This window comes from Allobosea sp. UNC402CLCol, from assembly GCF_000745475.1.
In the GTDB taxonomy this organism is placed as follows: Bacteria; Pseudomonadota; Alphaproteobacteria; order Rhizobiales; family Beijerinckiaceae; genus Allobosea; species Allobosea spartocytisi.
The window spans coordinates 460,671-478,949 of sequence record NZ_JQJJ01000013.1 but is presented as its reverse complement, the minus strand read 5'-3'; the positions used below and the strand labels follow the sequence as shown (position 1 = coordinate 478,949).

At 67.9% G+C, this 18,279-nt stretch carries 17 protein-coding genes; 16 read left to right on the top strand and 1 reads right to left on the bottom strand.

What is annotated here, in order from left to right:
• On the bottom strand, positions 1-1,883 hold a 1,883-nt coding region (locus GY40_RS18495), incomplete at its 3' end, for a methyl-accepting chemotaxis protein (RefSeq protein ID WP_197062775.1).
• 373 nt (positions 1,884-2,256) lie between these two features.
• Here GY40_RS18495 and hslV point away from each other — a divergent pair.
• The 16 genes from hslV (at position 2,257) to metK (ending at position 18,160) form a co-directional block, all read left to right on the top strand.
• A complete protein-coding gene (gene hslV / locus GY40_RS18490) occupies positions 2,257-2,826 on the top strand; it encodes an ATP-dependent protease subunit HslV (protein WP_282568291.1) in 570 nt (189 codons plus the stop codon).
• Between the two features lie 52 nt (positions 2,827-2,878).
• Complete coding sequence (gene hslU, locus GY40_RS18485; RefSeq protein ID WP_038365101.1) at positions 2,879-4,189, top strand: ATP-dependent protease ATPase subunit HslU; 1,311 nt, start codon at positions 2,879-2,881, stop codon at positions 4,187-4,189.
• Complete coding sequence (murJ, locus tag GY40_RS18480) at positions 4,189-5,763, top strand: murein biosynthesis integral membrane protein MurJ (protein ID WP_051988259.1); 1,575 nt, start codon at positions 4,189-4,191, stop codon at positions 5,761-5,763. The genes hslU and murJ overlap by 1 nt, the downstream gene beginning before the upstream one ends.
• A gap of 46 nt (positions 5,764-5,809) precedes the next feature.
• Positions 5,810-6,856, top strand: a complete 1,047-nt coding sequence (trpS, locus tag GY40_RS18475) for a tryptophan--tRNA ligase (RefSeq protein ID WP_038365100.1) — start codon at positions 5,810-5,812, stop codon at positions 6,854-6,856.
• A 96-nt stretch (positions 6,857-6,952) separates the two neighbouring features.
• Complete coding sequence (locus GY40_RS18470) at positions 6,953-7,447, top strand: universal stress protein (protein ID WP_038365098.1); 495 nt, start codon at positions 6,953-6,955, stop codon at positions 7,445-7,447.
• Positions 7,448-7,548: 101 nt separating this feature from the next.
• On the top strand, positions 7,549-8,109 hold the full coding sequence (locus GY40_RS18465; protein WP_038365097.1) for a NifU family protein: 561 nt from the start codon (positions 7,549-7,551) through the stop codon (positions 8,107-8,109).
• Positions 8,110-8,190: 81 nt separating this feature from the next.
• Complete coding sequence (gene tsaB / locus GY40_RS18460; RefSeq protein WP_038365095.1) at positions 8,191-8,874, top strand: tRNA (adenosine(37)-N6)-threonylcarbamoyltransferase complex dimerization subunit type 1 TsaB; 684 nt, start codon at positions 8,191-8,193, stop codon at positions 8,872-8,874.
• Positions 8,875-8,927: 53 nt separating this feature from the next.
• Positions 8,928-9,425, top strand: coding sequence for a GNAT family N-acetyltransferase (locus tag GY40_RS18455; RefSeq protein WP_038365093.1), 498 nt, complete (start codon positions 8,928-8,930; stop codon positions 9,423-9,425).
• An 81-nt stretch (positions 9,426-9,506) separates the two neighbouring features.
• Positions 9,507-10,307, top strand: coding sequence for a lysophospholipid acyltransferase family protein (locus tag GY40_RS18450; RefSeq protein WP_038365090.1), 801 nt, complete (start codon positions 9,507-9,509; stop codon positions 10,305-10,307).
• 106 nt (positions 10,308-10,413) lie between these two features.
• Complete coding sequence (miaB, locus tag GY40_RS18445; protein WP_038365359.1) at positions 10,414-11,784, top strand: tRNA (N6-isopentenyl adenosine(37)-C2)-methylthiotransferase MiaB; 1,371 nt, start codon at positions 10,414-10,416, stop codon at positions 11,782-11,784.
• Between the two features lie 156 nt (positions 11,785-11,940).
• Positions 11,941-13,095 (top strand): PhoH family protein, encoded by a 1,155-nt coding sequence (locus GY40_RS18440; protein WP_081925517.1) that lies wholly within the window; start codon positions 11,941-11,943, stop codon positions 13,093-13,095.
• Entirely contained in the window at positions 13,092-13,676 is a 585-nt protein-coding gene (gene ybeY / locus GY40_RS18435; RefSeq protein WP_051988258.1) for an rRNA maturation RNase YbeY, read from the top strand. Before GY40_RS18440 ends, ybeY begins: the two co-directional genes overlap by 4 nt.
• Positions 13,673-14,662 carry a hemolysin family protein gene (locus tag GY40_RS18430; protein WP_051988257.1) on the top strand — a complete coding sequence of 330 codons (990 nt, stop codon included), beginning with the start codon at positions 13,673-13,675 and terminating at the stop codon, positions 14,660-14,662. Before ybeY ends, GY40_RS18430 begins: the two co-directional genes overlap by 4 nt.
• The gene (gene lnt, locus GY40_RS18425) at positions 14,662-16,254 is read left to right on the top strand and encodes an apolipoprotein N-acyltransferase (protein ID WP_038365087.1); all 1,593 of its coding nucleotides are present in this window, start codon (positions 14,662-14,664) and stop codon (positions 16,252-16,254) included. Before GY40_RS18430 ends, lnt begins: the two co-directional genes overlap by 1 nt.
• A gap of 124 nt (positions 16,255-16,378) precedes the next feature.
• Positions 16,379-16,792 (top strand): helix-turn-helix domain-containing protein, encoded by a 414-nt coding sequence (locus GY40_RS18420; protein ID WP_038365350.1) that lies wholly within the window; start codon positions 16,379-16,381, stop codon positions 16,790-16,792.
• Positions 16,793-16,954: 162 nt separating this feature from the next.
• Positions 16,955-18,160, top strand: a complete 1,206-nt coding sequence (gene metK / locus GY40_RS18415; protein WP_038365084.1) for a methionine adenosyltransferase — start codon at positions 16,955-16,957, stop codon at positions 18,158-18,160.
• The last annotated feature ends 119 nt before the right edge of the window (positions 18,161-18,279 follow it).

Here is an 18,279-nt window from a genome sequence, read left to right as displayed (position 1 = left end):
TCGCGGCCGGTGCGGAAGGTCGCGACGAGGTCGTTGAGCTGGCCGATCCGGCCCGAGAGCGAGCCGGCCGAGGCCGCGCTCTGCTCGGCCAGCGCCGCATTGGCCTGTGTCATCTCGTCGAGATGCGCCACCGCCTGGCTCATCTCGTCGATGCCGTTGGCCTGCTCGCCCGCCGCCGCCGAGATGTCGGCGATGGTGGCGGCGACCTTGCGCGAGGCTTCGAGGATGCGGGCCAGCTGGTCGCCGGCCTGGCGCACCAGCTTCACCCCGGCGCCGACCTCGTCATTGGAGGAGGAGATCAGCCCGGAGATGTCCTTGGCCGCCTCGCCCGAGCGCTGCGCCAGGGTGCGCACTTCGGAGGCGACGACGGCGAAGCCCTTGCCGGCCTCGCCGGCGCGGGCCGCCTCGACCGCGGCGTTGAGCGCGAGCAGATTGGTCTGGAAGGCGATGTCGTCGATGACGCGGATGATGTCGGAGATCTTCTGCGAGGCGCTCTCGATGCGGGCCATGGCCTCGACCGCCTGGCCGGCGATGGCGCCGCCGGACTGGGCGGCCTGCATCGCCTCGTCGGCGATGCGGGCGGCATCCTTCGAGGCCTGGGCCGAGGCCTTGACGGACGCGGCGAGCTCCTCGGTGGTCGCGGCGGTCTCTTCCAGCGAGGAGGCCTGTTCCTCGGTGCGCTTGGAGAGATCGTCGGCGCCCATGTTGATCTCGCGGGCGGCGAGCCCGACATCGGCCGAGGTCGTCTGGATCGTCGCGACCGTGGCCGAGAGGCGCTCGACCGTCTCGTTGATCGCGCCCTGGAGATCGGCGAAGCGGCCGCGATAGCCGCCCTCGACCTGACGCGTCAGGTCGCCGCCGGCCACAGCCTGCAGAACCCCGGCGAACTCCGTCGTCGCTCCGTCGACCACGCTGTTGATCTCGTTGATGCCGGCGACCAGCCGCTGCATCTGCTCGTCGGCATCGTCGATCTGGAGGCGGGCCGAGAAATCGCCGGCCGCCGCCGCCGCGACCACCTCGCCGACATCCGACACCACCGCCTCCATCGACTGCGCCCGCGCCAGCCGCGCGGCGGCGGCGGCACGCTCCTGCTCCTGCAGCAGCGCGACCTGCTCGGTGCTCTGGCGCAGCACGGACACTGCGCGGGCCATGGCGCCGATCTCGTCGGGACGGCCGGTGTGAGGGACGTCGACGCTGGTATCGCCGGCGGTGAGCGTCTCCATAACCTTGCTGAGGTCGAGGATCGGGCGAGTGATCGAGCGCTGGGCGAAGACCAGCGCGAAGCCGATGGAGACCACCAGCGTCGCCAGCAGCATCAGCGGCAAGAGCCATTGGATCTGGCGGGTGAAGGCCGTCGCCTCGTCGCCGACGACGATGCCGGCCTGTTCGACGCGCTGGCTGAAGCTGATCAGCAGATCGTTCAAGGCCTTGCGATTGGCGCGATTGGCTTCGTTGTTGCCCTGGGCATTGGCGGCCTCCGCCGAAACCTGGCGTCCGAGCCGGGCGGTTTCGGTGCGGAAGGCGATGAACTCCTCGACGGATTTGGCGATCTGCGCGACCGTGGCCCGCTCTTCGACAGGAGCGATCTTCTCCAGATCGGCGACGAATTTGCGCAGCGTCGGGATGCGGTCGTCGATCCCCTTGGCGTAGGTATCGGCCTCCTGCGGGGTCTTCGACATGTAGATGCCGCGCGACTCCATCACCACGGCGGTGACGACGCCGTTGATCCGCTGCGTCAGCAGCGCGACATTGCCCTGGATTTCGGCACGCGTATTGAGGTCATCCGCCTTGTGCAGACCGTAGAGACTGATGATCGCGGAAATAACGGCCCCGCCCACAACGATAGCGAGCATGGCGAGAATTTTCAGGCGGATTGATTTCATGATGATGGCCCCGGGGCAGCTTCCCGAACGAGGAAACCGCTTCAACAAGCCGACCATCCGTCGCCAACGATAAAAAACTGATTAAGAGATAGATGCACTGCTGACCTAGAATACTGACGCGATTATCCCTGGATGCCGAAGAGTCATCCTGCTGGGAATAGGAAATTCGTACAGAGATCGGCAGGTTTACACTTGAACTATTCGACAGGCCGCGACCTTCGGGGAATCGCGGACCCTTCAGTCTCGACGCTCGCCGCCTGACCTCGTTGGCGCACGGGCTCTGCGCCCTGCCGAAAAGCGCCCCCTCTTGATAGTGTGGCTCTGCCTGAACATGTTGCGTCTTCCGCAGCCCCATCTCCGGTCACAGTTCCTCATGTCCGAATCCAGCAATGCTCCCGTCATGCACGCCACCACCATCCTGATGGTGCGCAAGGGCGGCCGCGTCGTCATCGGCGGCGATGGCCAGGTCTCGCTTGGCCAGACCATCATGAAGGGCAATGCGAAGAAAGTTCGCCGCCTCGCCAAGGGCCAGGTGATCGCCGGCTTCGCCGGCGCCACCGCCGATGCCTTCACCCTGTTCGAGCGGCTGGAGAGCAAGCTCGAGCAATATCCGACGCAATTGCTGCGCGCCTGCGTCGAGCTCGCCAAGGATTGGCGTACCGACCGCTATCTGCGCCGGCTCGAGGCGATGCTGCTCGTCGCCGACAAGGAGGTCTCGCTGCTGATCTCCGGCACGGGCGACGTGCTCGAGCCCGAGGCGAGCGAGCACGGCGCGGTGATGGCGATCGGCTCCGGCGGCAATTATGCGCTTTCGGCCGCGCGCGCCCTGATCGATATCGAGCCCGATGCCGAGACGATCGTGCGCAAGGCGATGAAGATCGCCGGCGACATCTGCGTCTACACCAACCATTCCCTCGTCATCGAGACGCTCGAAGCAGCCTGATATGCGCCGATAACGCGCATCTCGGGTCAATTCATCCGGATACAACACCGCAATGACCAGCTTTTCCCCCCGTGAGATCGTCTCGGAGCTCGACCGCTTCATCGTCGGCCAGAAGGATGCCAAGCGCGCCGTCGCGATTGCGCTGCGCAACCGCTGGCGCCGCCAGCAGCTCGAAGGGCCGCTGCGCGAGGAGGTCTCGCCGAAGAACATCCTGATGATCGGGCCGACCGGCTGCGGCAAGACCGAGATCGCCCGCCGCCTCGCCAAGCTCGCCAACGCGCCCTTCCTCAAGGTCGAGGCGACCAAGTTCACCGAGGTCGGCTATGTCGGCCGCGACGTCGAATCGATCGTGCGCGACCTGCTCGAGATCGCGATCGCGCTGGTGCGCGAGAGCCGGCGCAAGGACGTCCAGGCCAAGGCCCATGTCGCGGCGGAGGAACGCGTGCTCGACGCGCTCGTCGGGGCGACCTCCAGCCAGGCGACGCGCGATTCCTTCCGCCGCAAGCTGCGCGACAACGAGCTCGACGACAAGGAGATCGAGGTCGAGGTTGCGGCGGGCGCCGGTTCCGCCACGCCGATGTTCGAATTGCCAGGCATGCCCGGCGCCTCGATCGGCGCGATCAATCTCTCCGACATGTTCGGCAAGGCTTTCGGCCAGAAGGGCAAGCCAAGGCGCATGCTGGTCAAGGACGCCTATGGCCCGCTGCTGGCCGAGGAGAGCGACAAGCTGATCGACCAGGAGGCCATCGTCCAGGCGGCGATCCGCGAGGTCGAGAACAACGGCATCGTCTTCCTCGACGAGATCGACAAGATCTGCGCCCGCGAGGGCAAGGGCGGCGCCGATGTCTCGCGCGAGGGCGTGCAGCGCGACCTGCTGCCGCTGATCGAGGGCACGACTGTCGCGACCAAGCACGGCGCGGTGAAGAGCGACCACATCCTCTTCATCGCCTCCGGCGCCTTCCATGTCTCGCGCCCCTCCGATCTGCTGCCGGAGCTGCAAGGCCGCCTGCCGATTCGCGTCGAGCTCAACCCGCTCGACGTCGAGGACTTCAAGCGCATCCTGACCGAGACCGAGGCGAGCCTGATCAAGCAATCGGTGGCGCTGATGGCGACCGAGGAGGTCGCGATCGACTTCACGCCGGATGCGATCGACGCCATCGCCCGCATCGCCGTCGATGTGAATTCCACGGTCGAGAACATCGGCGCCCGCCGGCTCCAGACCGTGATCGAGCGCATCCTCGACGAGATCTCCTTCACCGCCCCGGACCGCTCGGGCGAGGCGGTGACGATCGACGCGGCCTATGTCGAGGCGCGCATTGGGGATCTCGCGAAGAATGCCGATCTGAGCCGGTTCATTCTCTGATGGCCGATCCGGGGGCGCCGGCGTCGAAACCGCCCTCCCGCCTCGCCCGCGATTCCGCCGTCGTCGGCGCGGCGACCGTCGCATCGCGACTGCTCGGCTTCGCCCGCGACGTGCTGATCGCGCGCCTGCTCGGCGGCGGACCGGTGGCGGATGCCTATCTGGCGGCGCTGCGCCTGCCCAATCTGGTCCGCCGCGTGCTCGGAGAAGGTGGGCTCAACGCACCCTTCGTGCCGCTTTATCTCGGTATCGCGCGCGAGCGCGGCCCGCAGGAGGCGCGCCGCTTCGCGGCCGAGGCCACCGGCAATCTCGCCTTCCTGCTCCTGGTTCTGGTCGCGGTGGGAGAACTCTTCGCGCCCTGGCTGGTGCTCGGTCTCGCCGGGGGCTTCGCCGAGGAGCCGGCGACGCTGGCCTTTGCCGCCTATTACACCCGGCTGATGCTGCCCTTTCTGCTGCTGACCACGTTGGCGGCGCTGCTGGCGGCGCTGCTCAACGCCGAAAAGCGTTTCGCCGTCGCGGCACTGGCACCGGCGCTGATGAACGCGATCCTGCTTGGGTTGCTGCTGGTGCTGCATGTCTACGGCACGGCGCCGGAGCGCGCGGCGCAGTGGCTCGCCATCGGCGTCAGCCTCACCGGTCTGGCGCATCTGGCCATGATCCTGCTCGCGTCGCGCGGGCTTGGCCTGCCGCGCCCGGCGCTGCGCTGGTCCTCGGATATGACGCGCCTCCTGCGTACTGGCGGCGCGACCCTGCTTGCGGCCTCGGCGGCGCAGCTCGTGCTGCTGGTCGCGACCCAGATCGCCTCGATCGCGCCCGGCGCCGTCGCGGCGCTCTACTATGCCGATCGCGTCTTCCAGTTGCCGCTCGGCTTCGTCGGCGTGGCGATGGGGACGGTCGTCCTCTCCGATATGGCGGATGCCGCCGGGCGGGACGGGCCGGATGCGATGCTGGGACAGTCCCTGGCGCTGGGCCTGGCGCTGGCGCTGCCGGCCGGTGCCGCGCTGGTCGCGCTGGCCGATCCGATCGTCTCGGTGCTGTTCGAGCATGGCCGCTTCGAGGCTGCCGACCGCGCGCGGACGGCCGGCGCGCTCGCTGCCTTCGGCTACGGCCTGCCCTTCGCCATCGCGGCGAAGGTCTTCGGCCAGGTCTATTTCGCCCGTCGTCGGCCGCGTCTGCCGCTGCTGTCGGGCTGCCTTGCGGTGCTGGTGGCGGCGCTCGTCGGCCTCGGGCTGGCCGATGGCGACAACGCGGCCCGGATGGCGGCTTTCGCCGCGACGCTCGCCTTCGCCGTGCAGGCCGTGATGCTGGGCGCCACGCTGATCCGGGACGGCATCTGGCGGCCGAGCGCGAGCAATCTGCGGCCCATCGCCGCCAGCCTCGCCGCGAGCGCGATCATGCTGGGAGCCCTGCCGCTGCTGCTGAAGGCCCTGGCGGCGCCGCTCGCCCTCGACCAGCCCATCCTGTACCGCGCCGGGGCGCTGGTGCTGCTCTGCCTCGGCGGGGTCGTCGTCTATGGCACCGTCGGCGGGCTGTTGGGTGCCTTCGGCGCTCTCCCCTTGCGCAAGCGGCGGGCTTGAGCCAGAAGCGCCGCTTCCTCCCTCCATCGTGACGACGGAGTGCCCCATGTCGGGTTTTCACCAGCGCGTATTCTCAGGCATGCAGCCGACCTCGACGCTGCATCTCGGCAATTATCTCGGCGCGCTGACCAACTGGGTGGCGATGCAGGAGACGCATGAGTGCATCTATTGCGTCGTCGACATGCACGCGATCACGATGTGGCAGGACCCCGCCGACCTGAAGCGCGCCATCCGCGAGGTCACGGCCGCCTATATCGCAGCCGGCGTCGATCCGCAGAAGAGCGTCATCTTCAACCAGAGCCAGGTCTCGGGCCATGCCGAGCTCGCCTGGATCTGCAACTGCATCGCGCGGCTGGGCTGGATGAACCGCATGACCCAGTTCAAGGAGAAGGCGGGCAAGGACCGCGAGAACGCCTCGCTGGGCCTCTACGCTTATCCGAGCCTGATGGCGGCCGACATCCTGCTCTACAAGGCGACGCATGTGCCCGTCGGCGAGGACCAGAAGCAGCATCTGGAGCTCACCCGCGACATTGCCCAGAAGTTCAACAACGACTTCGCCCCGCAGATCGCGGAACTCGGCCTCGCTACCGGCGATCTCGGCTTCTTCCCGCTGCCCGAGCCGATGATCATGGGCCCCGCCCAGCGGGTGATGAGCCTGCGCGACGGCACCAAGAAGATGTCGAAATCGGACGCTTCCGACTATTCGCGCATCAATCTGACGGATGATGCCGACGCCATCGCCCAGAAGATCCGCAAGGCGAAGACTGACCCCGAGCCGCTTCCCTCCGAGGAGAAGGGGCTGGAGGGTCGCGCGGAAGCCGAGAACCTCGTCGGCATCTATGCCGGCCTCTCGGGCGTGGCGAAGGGCGAGGTGCTGAGGGAGTTCGGCGGCAGCCAGTTCTCCGGCTTCAAGGCAGCGCTGGTCGACCTCGCGGTCGAGAAGCTCAGCCCGATCGCCGGCGAGATGCGCCGCCTGCTCGCGGATCCCAGGCATATCGACACCATCCTCGGTGAGGGCGCGAAGCGGGCCGACGCCATCGCGGCGCCGATCCTGCGCGAGGTCAAGGACATCATCGGCTTCGTCCGGAGCTGAGCGCCATCTGGAAAGCCCGGTTCCGGGCGAGGGGCTTGCGCCGGGCTGCCGGCGCGGGCCACCATGCCGCCTCCTGAGGCGGCGACAGGGATATCCATGGTCAAGAGACGCCGGTCCTACGAGACGGGCCATCGCCCGAAATTCCTCGCCGTGGTCGACGACACCGAGGAATGCGCCAAGGCGCTGCGTTTCGCGGCGCGCCGCTGCGCCCGCGTCGGCGCGTCCATCGTCCTGCTCGGCGTCGCCACGCCGCCCGAGCACGAGACCTGGCTGGGCGTCGGCGAGGCGATGCAGGCGGAGGCCGAGGCGGAAGCCGAGAAGCGTCTCGATACGGCCGCCGCGGCCGTGCGCGCGCTCGCCGGCCTGGAGCCCGAGAAGGTCGTACGCACCGGCGACAAGGCCGATGAGCTCGTCAAGCTGATCGAGGAGGATGAGGACATTTCCCTTCTCGTGCTGGCTGCCGGCACCGGCCGCGAGGGGCCCGGACCGCTCGTCAGCGCGCTCGCCGGCAAGTCCTCCGCGAGCTTCCCGATCCCCGTCGCCATCGTCCCCGGCCATCTGGAGGACGAGGAGATCGACGCGTTGGCGTGAACCGACGTCGGCATTGACCGACCCGGCTGGAATGATTCCATCCATCGGCCTATATCGGAGCCAGGAACGGCGACCTTGAATCGCCGGTACCGGAGGTATCCATGTTCATCCAGACCGAAGCGACGCCGAATCCGGCGACCCTTAAATTCCTGCCCGGCCGCATCGTCATGGGCGCCGGCACGCTCGATATGCGCGAACCGGCCGAGGCCGAGCGCTCGCCGCTGGCGCAGCGCCTGTTCGGCGTGTCCGGCGTGTCGGGCGTGTTCCTCGGCTCCGATTTCATCACCGTCACCAAGTCGGACGGCGAGTGGCCGCATCTGAAGCCCGCGATTCTCGGCGCCATCATGGAGCATTTCATGTCGGGCGCCCCGGTGCTGTCGGAGGGCTCGGCCGCCGATGTGATCGAGGAGGGCGAGTTTTTCGCCGAAGAAGACGCGCAGACGGTCGAGACGATCAAGGACCTGCTCGAGACGCGCATCCGCCCGGCGGTGGCCGGCGACGGCGGCGACATTACCTTCCGCGGCTATCGCGACGGCACGGTCTATCTCGTCATGAAGGGCGCCTGCTCGGGCTGCCCCTCATCGACCGCGACGCTGAAGCACGGCATCCAGAACCTGCTGCACCACTTCCTGCCGGAAGTGCGCGGGGTCGAGGCGGTTTGATATCGGAGCGCAACGCGTGGTCGTGCGAAGCCTGGTCGTGAACGAAGAAGCGCGGGATCGCCTCCCCGGATCGAGGCCCTGATGCGCATCCTCGCGATCGACACGGCGCTCGGCGCCTGCTCGGCTTGCGTGCTCGACGCCGGTGAGGCGCAGCCGCTGGCCAGCGAGCAGCTCGCCATGGATCGTGGCCATGCCGAGGCGCTGATGCCGCTGGTCGAGCGGGTGATGAACGCGGTGGAGGGGGGCTTCTCCTCGCTCGACCGTGTCGCCGTCACCGTTGGCCCTGGCAGCTATACCGGCCTGAGGGTCGGCGTCAGCGCCGCGCGTGCCATCGCCTTCGCGGCCGGCATCCCGTCAGTGGGCGTCACCACCGTCGCGGCCTGCGCCGCGCCATTGATCGGCCGCGAGCCTGGCCGCGTCATCGCCGCCGCGCTCGATGCCAGGCACGGGCAGGTCTGGTTTCAGGCGCTGAGCGCGGAAGGCAAGCCGCTGGTCTCGCTGCGGCAGGTCAGCTATCGCGATGCGGCGCGCGCCATCGGCGCCGGCCCGGTCAGCCTGGTCGGTTCCTCGGCGCTGGCGGTGGCGAACGAGGCCTGGGCGATCGGCCTCGACGCCGTCGTGGTCGACAGCGCCAGGGCGCCCGATATCGCCTGGGTGGCGCGGCTCGGCCTGATCGCCGATCCCGAGACGGCTCCGCCGCGCCCGCTTTATCTCAAGGCGCCGGAAACGACCCCGCAGGACAAGGCGCGGCTGCCGCGCCGGTGAGGCCATTCGCCAGATCGGGGTTGACCTTGGGGCAGGCTGTGCGAACAAGCGGCATGGATTGGTTGCGCAGGCTCCTTCATCCCGGTTCGGCTCCCGCGCGGACGGGGCGCCTCGATGTCGCCCATGCGCGGCAGGTCGCGTCGCTGCATCATCTGGGCGGCTTCGCACGCGGCTGGGAGCCTTCCGAATGCGCCGCGCTGATTGCCGATTCGGGTGTCGTGGCCGATGGCGTCTTCAGCGGCGGCGGCCATAGCCCGGATGGTTTCGTGATGTCGCGCAAGGCGGCGGACGAGGCCGAGATCCTCAGCATCGTCGTTTCTCCGGCGCGGCGACGGGACGGGCTCGGCCGCACCCTGCTCGCCGTCCATCTCGCCCATCTGGCGAGCGAGGGCATCACGCAGGTTTTCCTCGAGGTCGAGGAGGGCAACGAGCCGGCGGAGCGGCTCTATCGCCATTTCGGCTTCCGCGAGGTCGGCCGCCGCAAGGGCTACTACCCCAAGCCCGACGGCTCGCGCGCCACCGCGATCGCGATGCGGCTCGATCTCGCGTGACATCCGCCCGCAATCGGGCGATGAGAAGCCCTTGCATCCCATCAGGACCGACCCGACGCCGATGACCGGAACCGCTCGCGCATGAACGGACTATCCGCAGGCGCCCTGCTTCGCCTTGCGCTGCTCGGGCTCGGCACGCTCGCTTTGGTGCCGTTGCAGCTCGTGGTCCTCCGCGCATGGCCGGCGCAGGCCGGCGTCCTGCCGCTGCGCTTCCATCGGCTCGTCTGCTTCTGCCTCGGCGTGCGCCGCCGGGTCAGGGGCACGCCGCCATCGCCCGGGGCGGGCGCGCTGATCGTCGCCAACCATGTTTCCTGGCTCGATATCTGCGTGCTCGGGGCCGAGCAGAAACTCGCCTTCGTCGCCAAGAGCGAGGTCGCGAGCTGGCCCGTCATCGGCTTCCTGGCGAAGCTCCAGCATACGGTCTTCATCGACCGCCAGCGCCGCAGCGCCACGGCCGGCGTCGCCGCGGCGATGGGCGCGCGCATCGCGGCGGGGGAGGATATCGTCCTCTTCGCCGAGGGCACGACCGGGGACGGAACGCGCATTCTGCCCTTCCGCTCCTCGCTGCTCGGCGCCGCCCATCAGGCGATGGGCGACACGGAAAGCGACGTGACGGTCTATCCGCTGGCCGTCACCTATACCGGCTGGCAGGGCCTGCCCGGCGGGCGCATCGAGCGCGGCGCGCTCGCCTGGTATGGCGATACCGAGCTCGTGCCGCATCTCAGGCATGTGCTCGCCTGCGGAAAGGTCGATGTCGAACTGGTCTGGGGCGCGCCGATCGTGATGGGCCGGGCGACCTCGCGCAAGGAGGCGACGCGGCTGGCGGAGGCGACGGTGCGCGCCGCCCGCCGCGAAGCCGTGACCGGCCGTCCCGCCGGGTAAGGAAGCCCTGGCCCGCCGCTTGCTTTACGTCTGCTGCGGCATGGCGGTGATTTTCAAGCCGCGCGAACCGGAGTAAGGAGACGGTTTGGAGATCCCGACCGCGACGATGAAGAAAGTCCACATCAAGTCCTTCGGCTGCCAGATGAACGTCTATGACGGGCAGCGCATGGCCGATATCCTGGGCGAGCAGGGCTATGAGGAGACGGCGACGCCGGAAGGCGCGGATCTGATCCTGCTCAACACCTGCCATATCCGCGACCGTGCCGTGCAGAAGGTCTATACCGAGCTCGGCAAGCTGCGCGATATCAAGACCGCCCAGAAGGCCGAGGGCCAGGAGACGAAGATCGTCGTCGCCGGCTGCGTCGCCCAGGCCGAGGGCGGCGAGATCCAGCGCCGCCAGCCGGCGGTCGACCTCGTCGTCGGCCCGCAGGCCTATCACCGCCTGCCCGAGCTTCTGGCCGAGGCGGCGGGCAAGCGCGTCGTCGATACCGATCTCCCCATCGAGGACAAGTTCGGCTTCCTGCCGGCGCCCAAGCCTCAGGTCATTCGCGCGCGCGGAGTGTCCGCTTTCGTCACGGTGCAGGAAGGCTGCGACAAGTTCTGCGCTTTCTGCGTCGTGCCCTATACGCGCGGCGCCGAGTTCTCGCGGCCGGTGGCGCAGGTGGTGGCAGAGGTCGAGCGGCTGGCGGAAGCCGGCGTGCGCGACGTCACTTTGATCGGCCAGAACGTCAACGCCTATCACGGCGAAGGCCCGGACGGCGCCGTCTGGGGCCTCGCGCGATTGATGCATCGCGTCGCCGAGGTGCCGGGCATCGCCCGCATCCGCTATACCACCAGCCACCCCCGGGACATGGACGACGATCTCATCGCCGCCCATCGCGACCTGCCCCAGGTGATGCCTTTCCTGCACCTGCCGGTGCAGGCGGGCTCGGACCGCATCCTCGCGGCGATGAACCGCAAGCACACCGGCGACGAGTATCGCCGCCTGATCGAGCGCATCCGCACGGCACGCCCGGACATCGCGCTCTCCTCCGACTTCATCGTCGGCTTTCCCGGTGAGACCGATGCCGATTTCGAGGACACGATCCGCCTCGTCGACGAGATCGGCTTCGCCTCGAGCTATTCCTTCAAATATTCGTCGCGTCCCGGCACGCCTGCCGCCGATCTCGACGGGCAGATTCCGCGCGCCGTCATGGACGAGCGGCTCTATCGATTGCAGGAACGCATCGAGCATCATCGCCAGGCCTTCAACGCCGCGATGGTCGGACGGGCTGTGGATGTGTTGCTGGAACGCGCCGGGCGCTACCCGGGACAGCTTGCCGGCAAGTCGCCCTATCTGCAGGCTGTGCAGATCGACAGCGAGACGAATCAGATCGGGGATATCGTGCGGGTGGTGATCGAGCGCACCAGCACCAATTCGCTCTTCGGCCACAAATTTGAGGCCGGGGCAGGTTCGCGAAAGGAAATGGCCGCTTGAGCGCGCGCCCTCTCGCCCCCATCTGCGGGTTGAGCACACCCTGTCATCAGGCTGAAATTGTTGCGTTCGGATATGCTGTGAGACGACCGGGCCGGTCGTTCCTGTCCGGCCGGAATAACCGTCAGGGAGATGACGCATTTGGCACAGGCTGATTCGATGACGCCGAAACCCGACCGGACCCCGCGGCGCGAGATCGCGCCGGCGCGCGGGGAGAGCCTCGCCCGCGAGGGCCTGCCGGCGACCGAGGTGACGTTGAGTTTCGAAGACAATCGCCTCGCCAGCCTGGTCTTCGGCCAGTACGACCAGAACCTCGCTCATCTCGAGCGGCGGCTCGGCGTCGTCGTCAATCCCAATGGCAACCATGTCACGGCGAAGGGACCGCGCGAGACGGCCGAGCAGGCTGTCCGCGTGCTGAAGACGCTCTATGCCCGCGCCAAGGCCGGCGCGGCGGTGACGCTCGGCGATGTCGACGGTGCGATCGAGGAGAGCAACGTCCAGCGCTCGCTCTTCCCGACGGCGGACACCGGCAAGGCCTCCTTCGACGCGATCGTTACCAGGAAGCGGGGCCCTGTAAGAGCCCGCAACGCGGCGCAGGACGCCTATCTGCGCCAGCTCAAGCGCCACGAGCTCGTTCTCGCCGAGGGGCCGGCCGGCACCGGCAAGACCTGGCTCGCGGTCGGGCATGCCGTCTCGCTGATCGAGCAGGGCGTGGTCGAGCGGATGATCCTGTCGCGCCCGGCCGTCGAGGCGGGCGAGCGCCTCGGCTTCCTGCCCGGCGACATGCGCGAGAAGGTCGATCCCTATCTGCGGCCGATCTACGACGCGCTCAACGACTTCATGGAGGCGCGCCATGTCGAGCGCGGCCTGCAGACCGGCATGATCGAGATCGCGCCGCTCGCCTTCATGCGCGGCCGGACCCTGACCAACGCCGTCGTGCTGCTCGACGAGGCGCAGAACGCCACCTCGATGCAGATGAAGATGTTCCTCACCCGCCTGGGCGAGGGCTCGCGCATGATCATCACCGGCGATCCCTCGCAGATCGACCTGCCGCCCGGCCAGCGCTCCGGCCTCGTCGAGGCGGCGAAGCTGCTCAAGGACGTAGAGGGCATCGGCTATGCCCGCTTCGAGGAGGGCGATGTCGTCCGCCACGATCTGGTGCGCCGCATCGTGATGGCCTATGAGGCGTCGGCGAGGCGCGAACGCGAGGAGCGCGAGGAGGCGATGCGCAATTCCGCAGCGGCTCCCGAGGCGCATCGCGAGGGCGACAGTGAGGGATTGAAGCGGATGTTGGCGCGGGAGCGGCCGCGATGAAGGATCGACCTCGCGCGCGGCGTTCGGCGCCGCCCGCGGAGAGCCTTCCGGCTCTGGTTCTCGATATCCGTGCCGAGTCGCGCCGCTGGCGTGAGCTGGGCAATCTCGCAGCCTTGCGCGCCATCGCCGGTGAGGCGCTTCGTGCGGGGCTGGCCGTTGCGCCGCGCCGGCCCCTGGACGGGGCCGAGCTCAGCCTGCTCCTGACCGATGACCGGCGCGTCCGCCTCGTCAACCGCGACTGGCGCGGCTTTGACAAGGCGACCAACGTGCTCTCCTTCCCGGCCGCGCCGCCGGAGCGCATCGCGACCAGCCCGCTGCTCGGCGACATCGTCGTCGCCTACGAGACCGTAGCGCGCGAGGCCGAAGCCGAGGGCAAGAGCTTTCCCGACCATTTCCGCCATCTCGTCATCCACGGGCTGCTGCACCTGCTCGGCGAGGATCACGAGACCGAGGCCGAGGCGCGCCGCATGGAAGCGCTCGAGGTCGAGGCGCTCGCGCGTCTCGGCATTGCCGACCCTTACGCCGATGCCGAGCTCGTGACCGAGCCGGCCCCGTCTTTCTCAGAACATTCACGGCCATGAGCGACGACAGTCGACAATCCCAGAACGAAACCGCCGGCCGGGGCCTCGGCCACTGGCTCGGCCAGTTCCTCGACCGGCTCGGATTGCGCGGCGGCGGCACGGCGCGGGAGGAGATCGTCGAGGCGCTGGCTGAGGCGAATGGCGAATTGGCCGACCTCTCGGCGCAGGAGCGCGCCATGCTCACCAATGTGCTGGGCCTGCGCGAGCGCCGCGTCAGCGATGTCATGATACCCCGAGCCGACATCGTTGCCGTGCCGGCCGATGTCACGCTCGACCAGCTCCTCGCCCATTTCCGCACGGCCGGCCATTCGCGCCTGCCGGTCTTCGACGATTCGCTCGATGATCCCCGCGGCATGGTCCATATCCGCGATTTCCTCGAATACATCGCCGAGAAGGCCCATCCTGCGGGCATGGTCGGCGCCGATGCCGATGAGGCGGGGACGGCTCCGCACGATCTGGCGGCGGTCGATCTGTCCACCCCGCTCGCAGCCACGAAGCTGCTGCGCCCCGTCCTCTACGTTCCGCCGTCGATGCCGGCGGTGGACCTGCTCGTCCGCATGCAGGCGACCCGCACCCATATTGCCCTCGTGATCGACGAATATGGCGGCACGGACGGGCTCGTCTCGATCGAAGACCTGATCGAGATCGTCGTCGGCGATATCGAGGACGAGCACGACATGGAGGAGGCGCCGATCACGCCGGCCGGCGACGACTGCTTCACGGCCGATGCACGCGCCACCCTCGACGAACTCAAGCAGGCGACAGGGGTCGATCTTTCCGGCAACGAGGTCGCCGACGATATCGACACGCTGGGTGGGCTGATCGTCACGCTCGCCGGCCGCGTTCCGGCGCAGGGCGAGATCGTCGACGGACCCGAGGGCCTGTCCTTCGAGGTCCTCGATTCCGATCAGCGCCGCGTGAAGCGCCTGACCATCCGTCGCCGCGACCGGACGGCGCCTGAAGAAGCGGCGATGGAGCCCGGCTGATGCCGATCACTGGGGTCGCGGAGGCCGTCATCCTGGCCTGGGGATGGCGCAGGCGGCTCATCGCCTTTGCCGCTGGCGCCAGCGGCGCGCTCGCCTTGCCGCCGCTGGATCTGTGGCCGCTCGTCGTCCTGCCGATGACCTTTGCCATCTGGCTGATGGACGGCGCGGTCGGGACGACGCGCTGGCAACGCTTCCGCTCCGCTTTCGTGGCCGGGTGGTGGTGGGGCTTCGGCTTCTTCGTCGCCGGGTTGTGGTGGCTCGGCGCTGCCTTTCTGGTCGAGGCCGACAAGTTTGCCTGGGCGATGCCGCTCGGCGTCGTCGCGCTGCCGGCTTTCCTCGCGGTATTTCCGGCTTTTGCCTTCGGCGCGGCGCGGCTGTTCTGGCCGAAGGGCGCGGGCCGCATCCTTGTCCTCGCCGCGATGCTGGGGATCAGCGAGTGGCTGCGTGGCCATGTGCTGACCGGCTTCCCCTGGAACGTCTACGGCATGATGCTGGCCGGCGAGATCCATCTCGCGCAGGTCGCTTCGCTCTTCGGGCTCTATGGGCTCACGCTCTTCGCCGTGGCAATCGGCGCGGCACCCGCGACGCTGGGCACCGCGGCGGGCCCGTCCGGGCGCTGGGCGCCGTCGCTATTGGCGTTGGCCGCTCTCGCGGCCTTCTTCGCCTATGGCGTCTGGCGCATGCCGCCCGGCCCCTCGCCGCTGGTCGCCGGCGTCAAATTGCGGCTGATGCAGCCGAACCTGCCGCAGGACGCCAAGTTCAACGGCAATAACGGCGCGGCGATCCTCGACCACTATCTCGAGCTCAGCGACCGGGCGACGAGTCCGCAGACGCCGGGCCTCCAGAACGTCACCCATGTGATCTGGCCGGAATCCGCCTTCCCCTTCCTGCTCGGGCGCACCCCGCAAGCGCTCGCGCGCATCGCGGCCGCCCTGCCGCCGGACGTGACGCTGATCACCGGCGCGGCAAGGGCCGGGGAGATTCTGCCGGGCGAGGGCCGGCCGCCGATCTACAATTCCATTCAGGTCGTGAACGACGAGGGCGCCATCGTCGCGAGCTACGACAAGGTCCATCTCGTGCCCTTCGGCGAATATCTGCCGCCGATCCTCGGCACGCTGATCCGCGCCGTCGGCCTGTCGCAGTTCGTCTCGGTTCCCGGAGGATTTTCGGCGGGAAGCATGCATTTGCCTCTGGCGATCAAGGGGCTGCCGACCGCGGCGCCATTGATCTGCTACGAGGCCGTCTTTCCCGGCGCGGTTGTGCCGCGGGGGCCGCGCCCGGCCTTTTTCCTGAACCTCACCAATGATGGCTGGTTCGGCCAGACCAGCGGTCCCTATCAGCACTTCGCCCAGGCGCGGCTGCGCAGCATCGAGGAAGGCCTGCCGCTCGTCCGCGTCGCCAACACCGGCATTTCCGGTGTCGTCGACGCCTATGGCCGCGTCGTCGCCAGCCTGCCGCTCGGCAGCGAAGGCGTGCTGGATGCTGGCCTGCCGCGCTCAGGCGCCCCGACATTCTATGCGCGATGGGGCGATCTGGTCTTCGCCGGACTCTTGGCCCTTTTCCTCGCTCTGGCCCGGATTTTGCGGGTCTGAGGGCCTAACATTAACTTTTTCGAGACCAGTGGACCGGATCGCTGGCTTGTAATACATCACGACCTCCGCGCCGACCAGGAATGCGGCTCCTGGCCAAGACAATGATGCTAGGACAGGTTGAATGATGATCAAGAAGGTACCCAATCCGATCGACCGCCATGTAGGCAGCCGGGTTCGGATGCGACGCATGCTTGCCGGGATCAGCCAGGAGAGGCTGGGCGAGGCCTTGGGGCTGACGTTCCAGCAGGTCCAGAAATACGAGAAGGGCTCGAATCGCATCAGCGCGAGCCGCCTGCAGCAGATCGCCAAGATGCTCGATGTGCCGGTAGCCTTCTTCTTCGACGGAGCGCCGAGCGGCGATATGCCGGCCGGCGGCTTTTCCGATTCCGCGGCGACGACCTATATTTCGGATTTCCTGTCGACCAGCGAAGGCGTGCAGCTCACCAAGGCCTTCACCCGCATCAAGAATAGTCGGGTCCGCCGCCGTGTCATCGATCTGGTCGAGGCCCTGGCCGAGGAAGACAGCGAAAAGGTCTAGTTTTCGCGTCGTTTTGTTCGACCTGTCGAACGATCTTCCCGATAAACGAATTATAGCGCTTGACGGCGAACGCGTCCGGCTGCATTGACGGGGCGTTTTCCATGCTGGCGCATGCCGCGCCAGGCGCTTTCATCGTGCCCAGATTCAAGGGAAGCCGCGACCGTGTCACGCCAGAATTACCTGTTCACCAGCGAATCGGTCTCGGAAGGCCACCCCGACAAGGTCTGCGACCGCATCTCGGACGAGATCGTCGATCTGTTCTTCAAGGAGGCGGTGAAGGCCGGCTATGAGCCGTCCAAGGTCCGCGTCGCGGCCGAGACGCTGGCGACGACGAACCGTGTCGTCATCGCCGGCGAGGTCCGCACCCATCTCGACGAGAAGCAGATCAAGTCGAAGGTGAAGTCGGCGGCCCGCAAGGCGATCCGCAACATCGGCTACGAGCAGGCCGGCTTCCACTGGAAGACCTGCAAGATCGACGTGCTGCTGCACCCGCAATCGGCCGACATCGCCCAGGGCGTTGACGAGTCCGGCAACAAGGATGTCGGTGCCGGCGACCAGGGCATCATGTTCGGCTATGCCAGCCGCGAGACGCCTGAACTGCTGCCCGCCCCGATCTACTACGCCCACAAGATCCTGGAGACGCTGACGCTCGCCCGCAAGAAGGGCGAGGGCGACGCCGCCAAGCTCGGCCCCGACGCCAAGAGCCAGGTCACCGTCAAGTACGAGAACGGCAAGCCGGTCGGCGTCACCCAGATCGTGCTCTCGACCCAGCATCTCGACGAAAGCCTGTCCTCAGCCGATGTCCGCAAGATCGTCGAGCCCTATATCCGTCAGGCGCTGCCGGATGGCTGGATCTCGAAGGACACGGTCTGGCACATCAACCCGACCGGCAAGTTCGTCATCGGCGGCCCGGACGGCGACGCCGGCCTGACCGGCCGCAAGATTATCGTCGACACCTATGGCGGCGCGGCTCCCCATGGCGGCGGCGCCTTCTCGGGCAAGGACCCGACCAAGGTCGACCGCTCGGCCGCCTATGCGGCGCGCTATCTCGCCAAGAACGTCGTCGCGGCCAAGCTGGCCGACCGCGCCACGATCCAGCTCTCCTACGCCATCGGCGTCGCCAAGCCGCTGTCGATCTATGTCGACCTGCACGGCACCGGCAAGGTCGACGAAGCCAAGCTCGAGGACGTGCTCGGCAAGCTGGTCGACCTGTCGCCGAACGGCATCCGCAACCATCTCGGCCTCAACAAGCCGATCTATGCCAAGACCTCGGCCTATGGCCATTTCGGCCGCAAGGCCGGCCGCGACGGCAGCTTCTCCTGGGAGAAGACCGATCTCGTCGACGCACTGAAGAAGGCCGTCGCCTGAGATTGACCCCCGGGTCAGGAATGGAAAGGCCGGGGTTCACCCGGCCTTTTTTCTTTGACTTGACGGATAAGGTCGCTGAAACACCCCCGTCATCCCGGGCCCGACCCGGGCTCCATCGT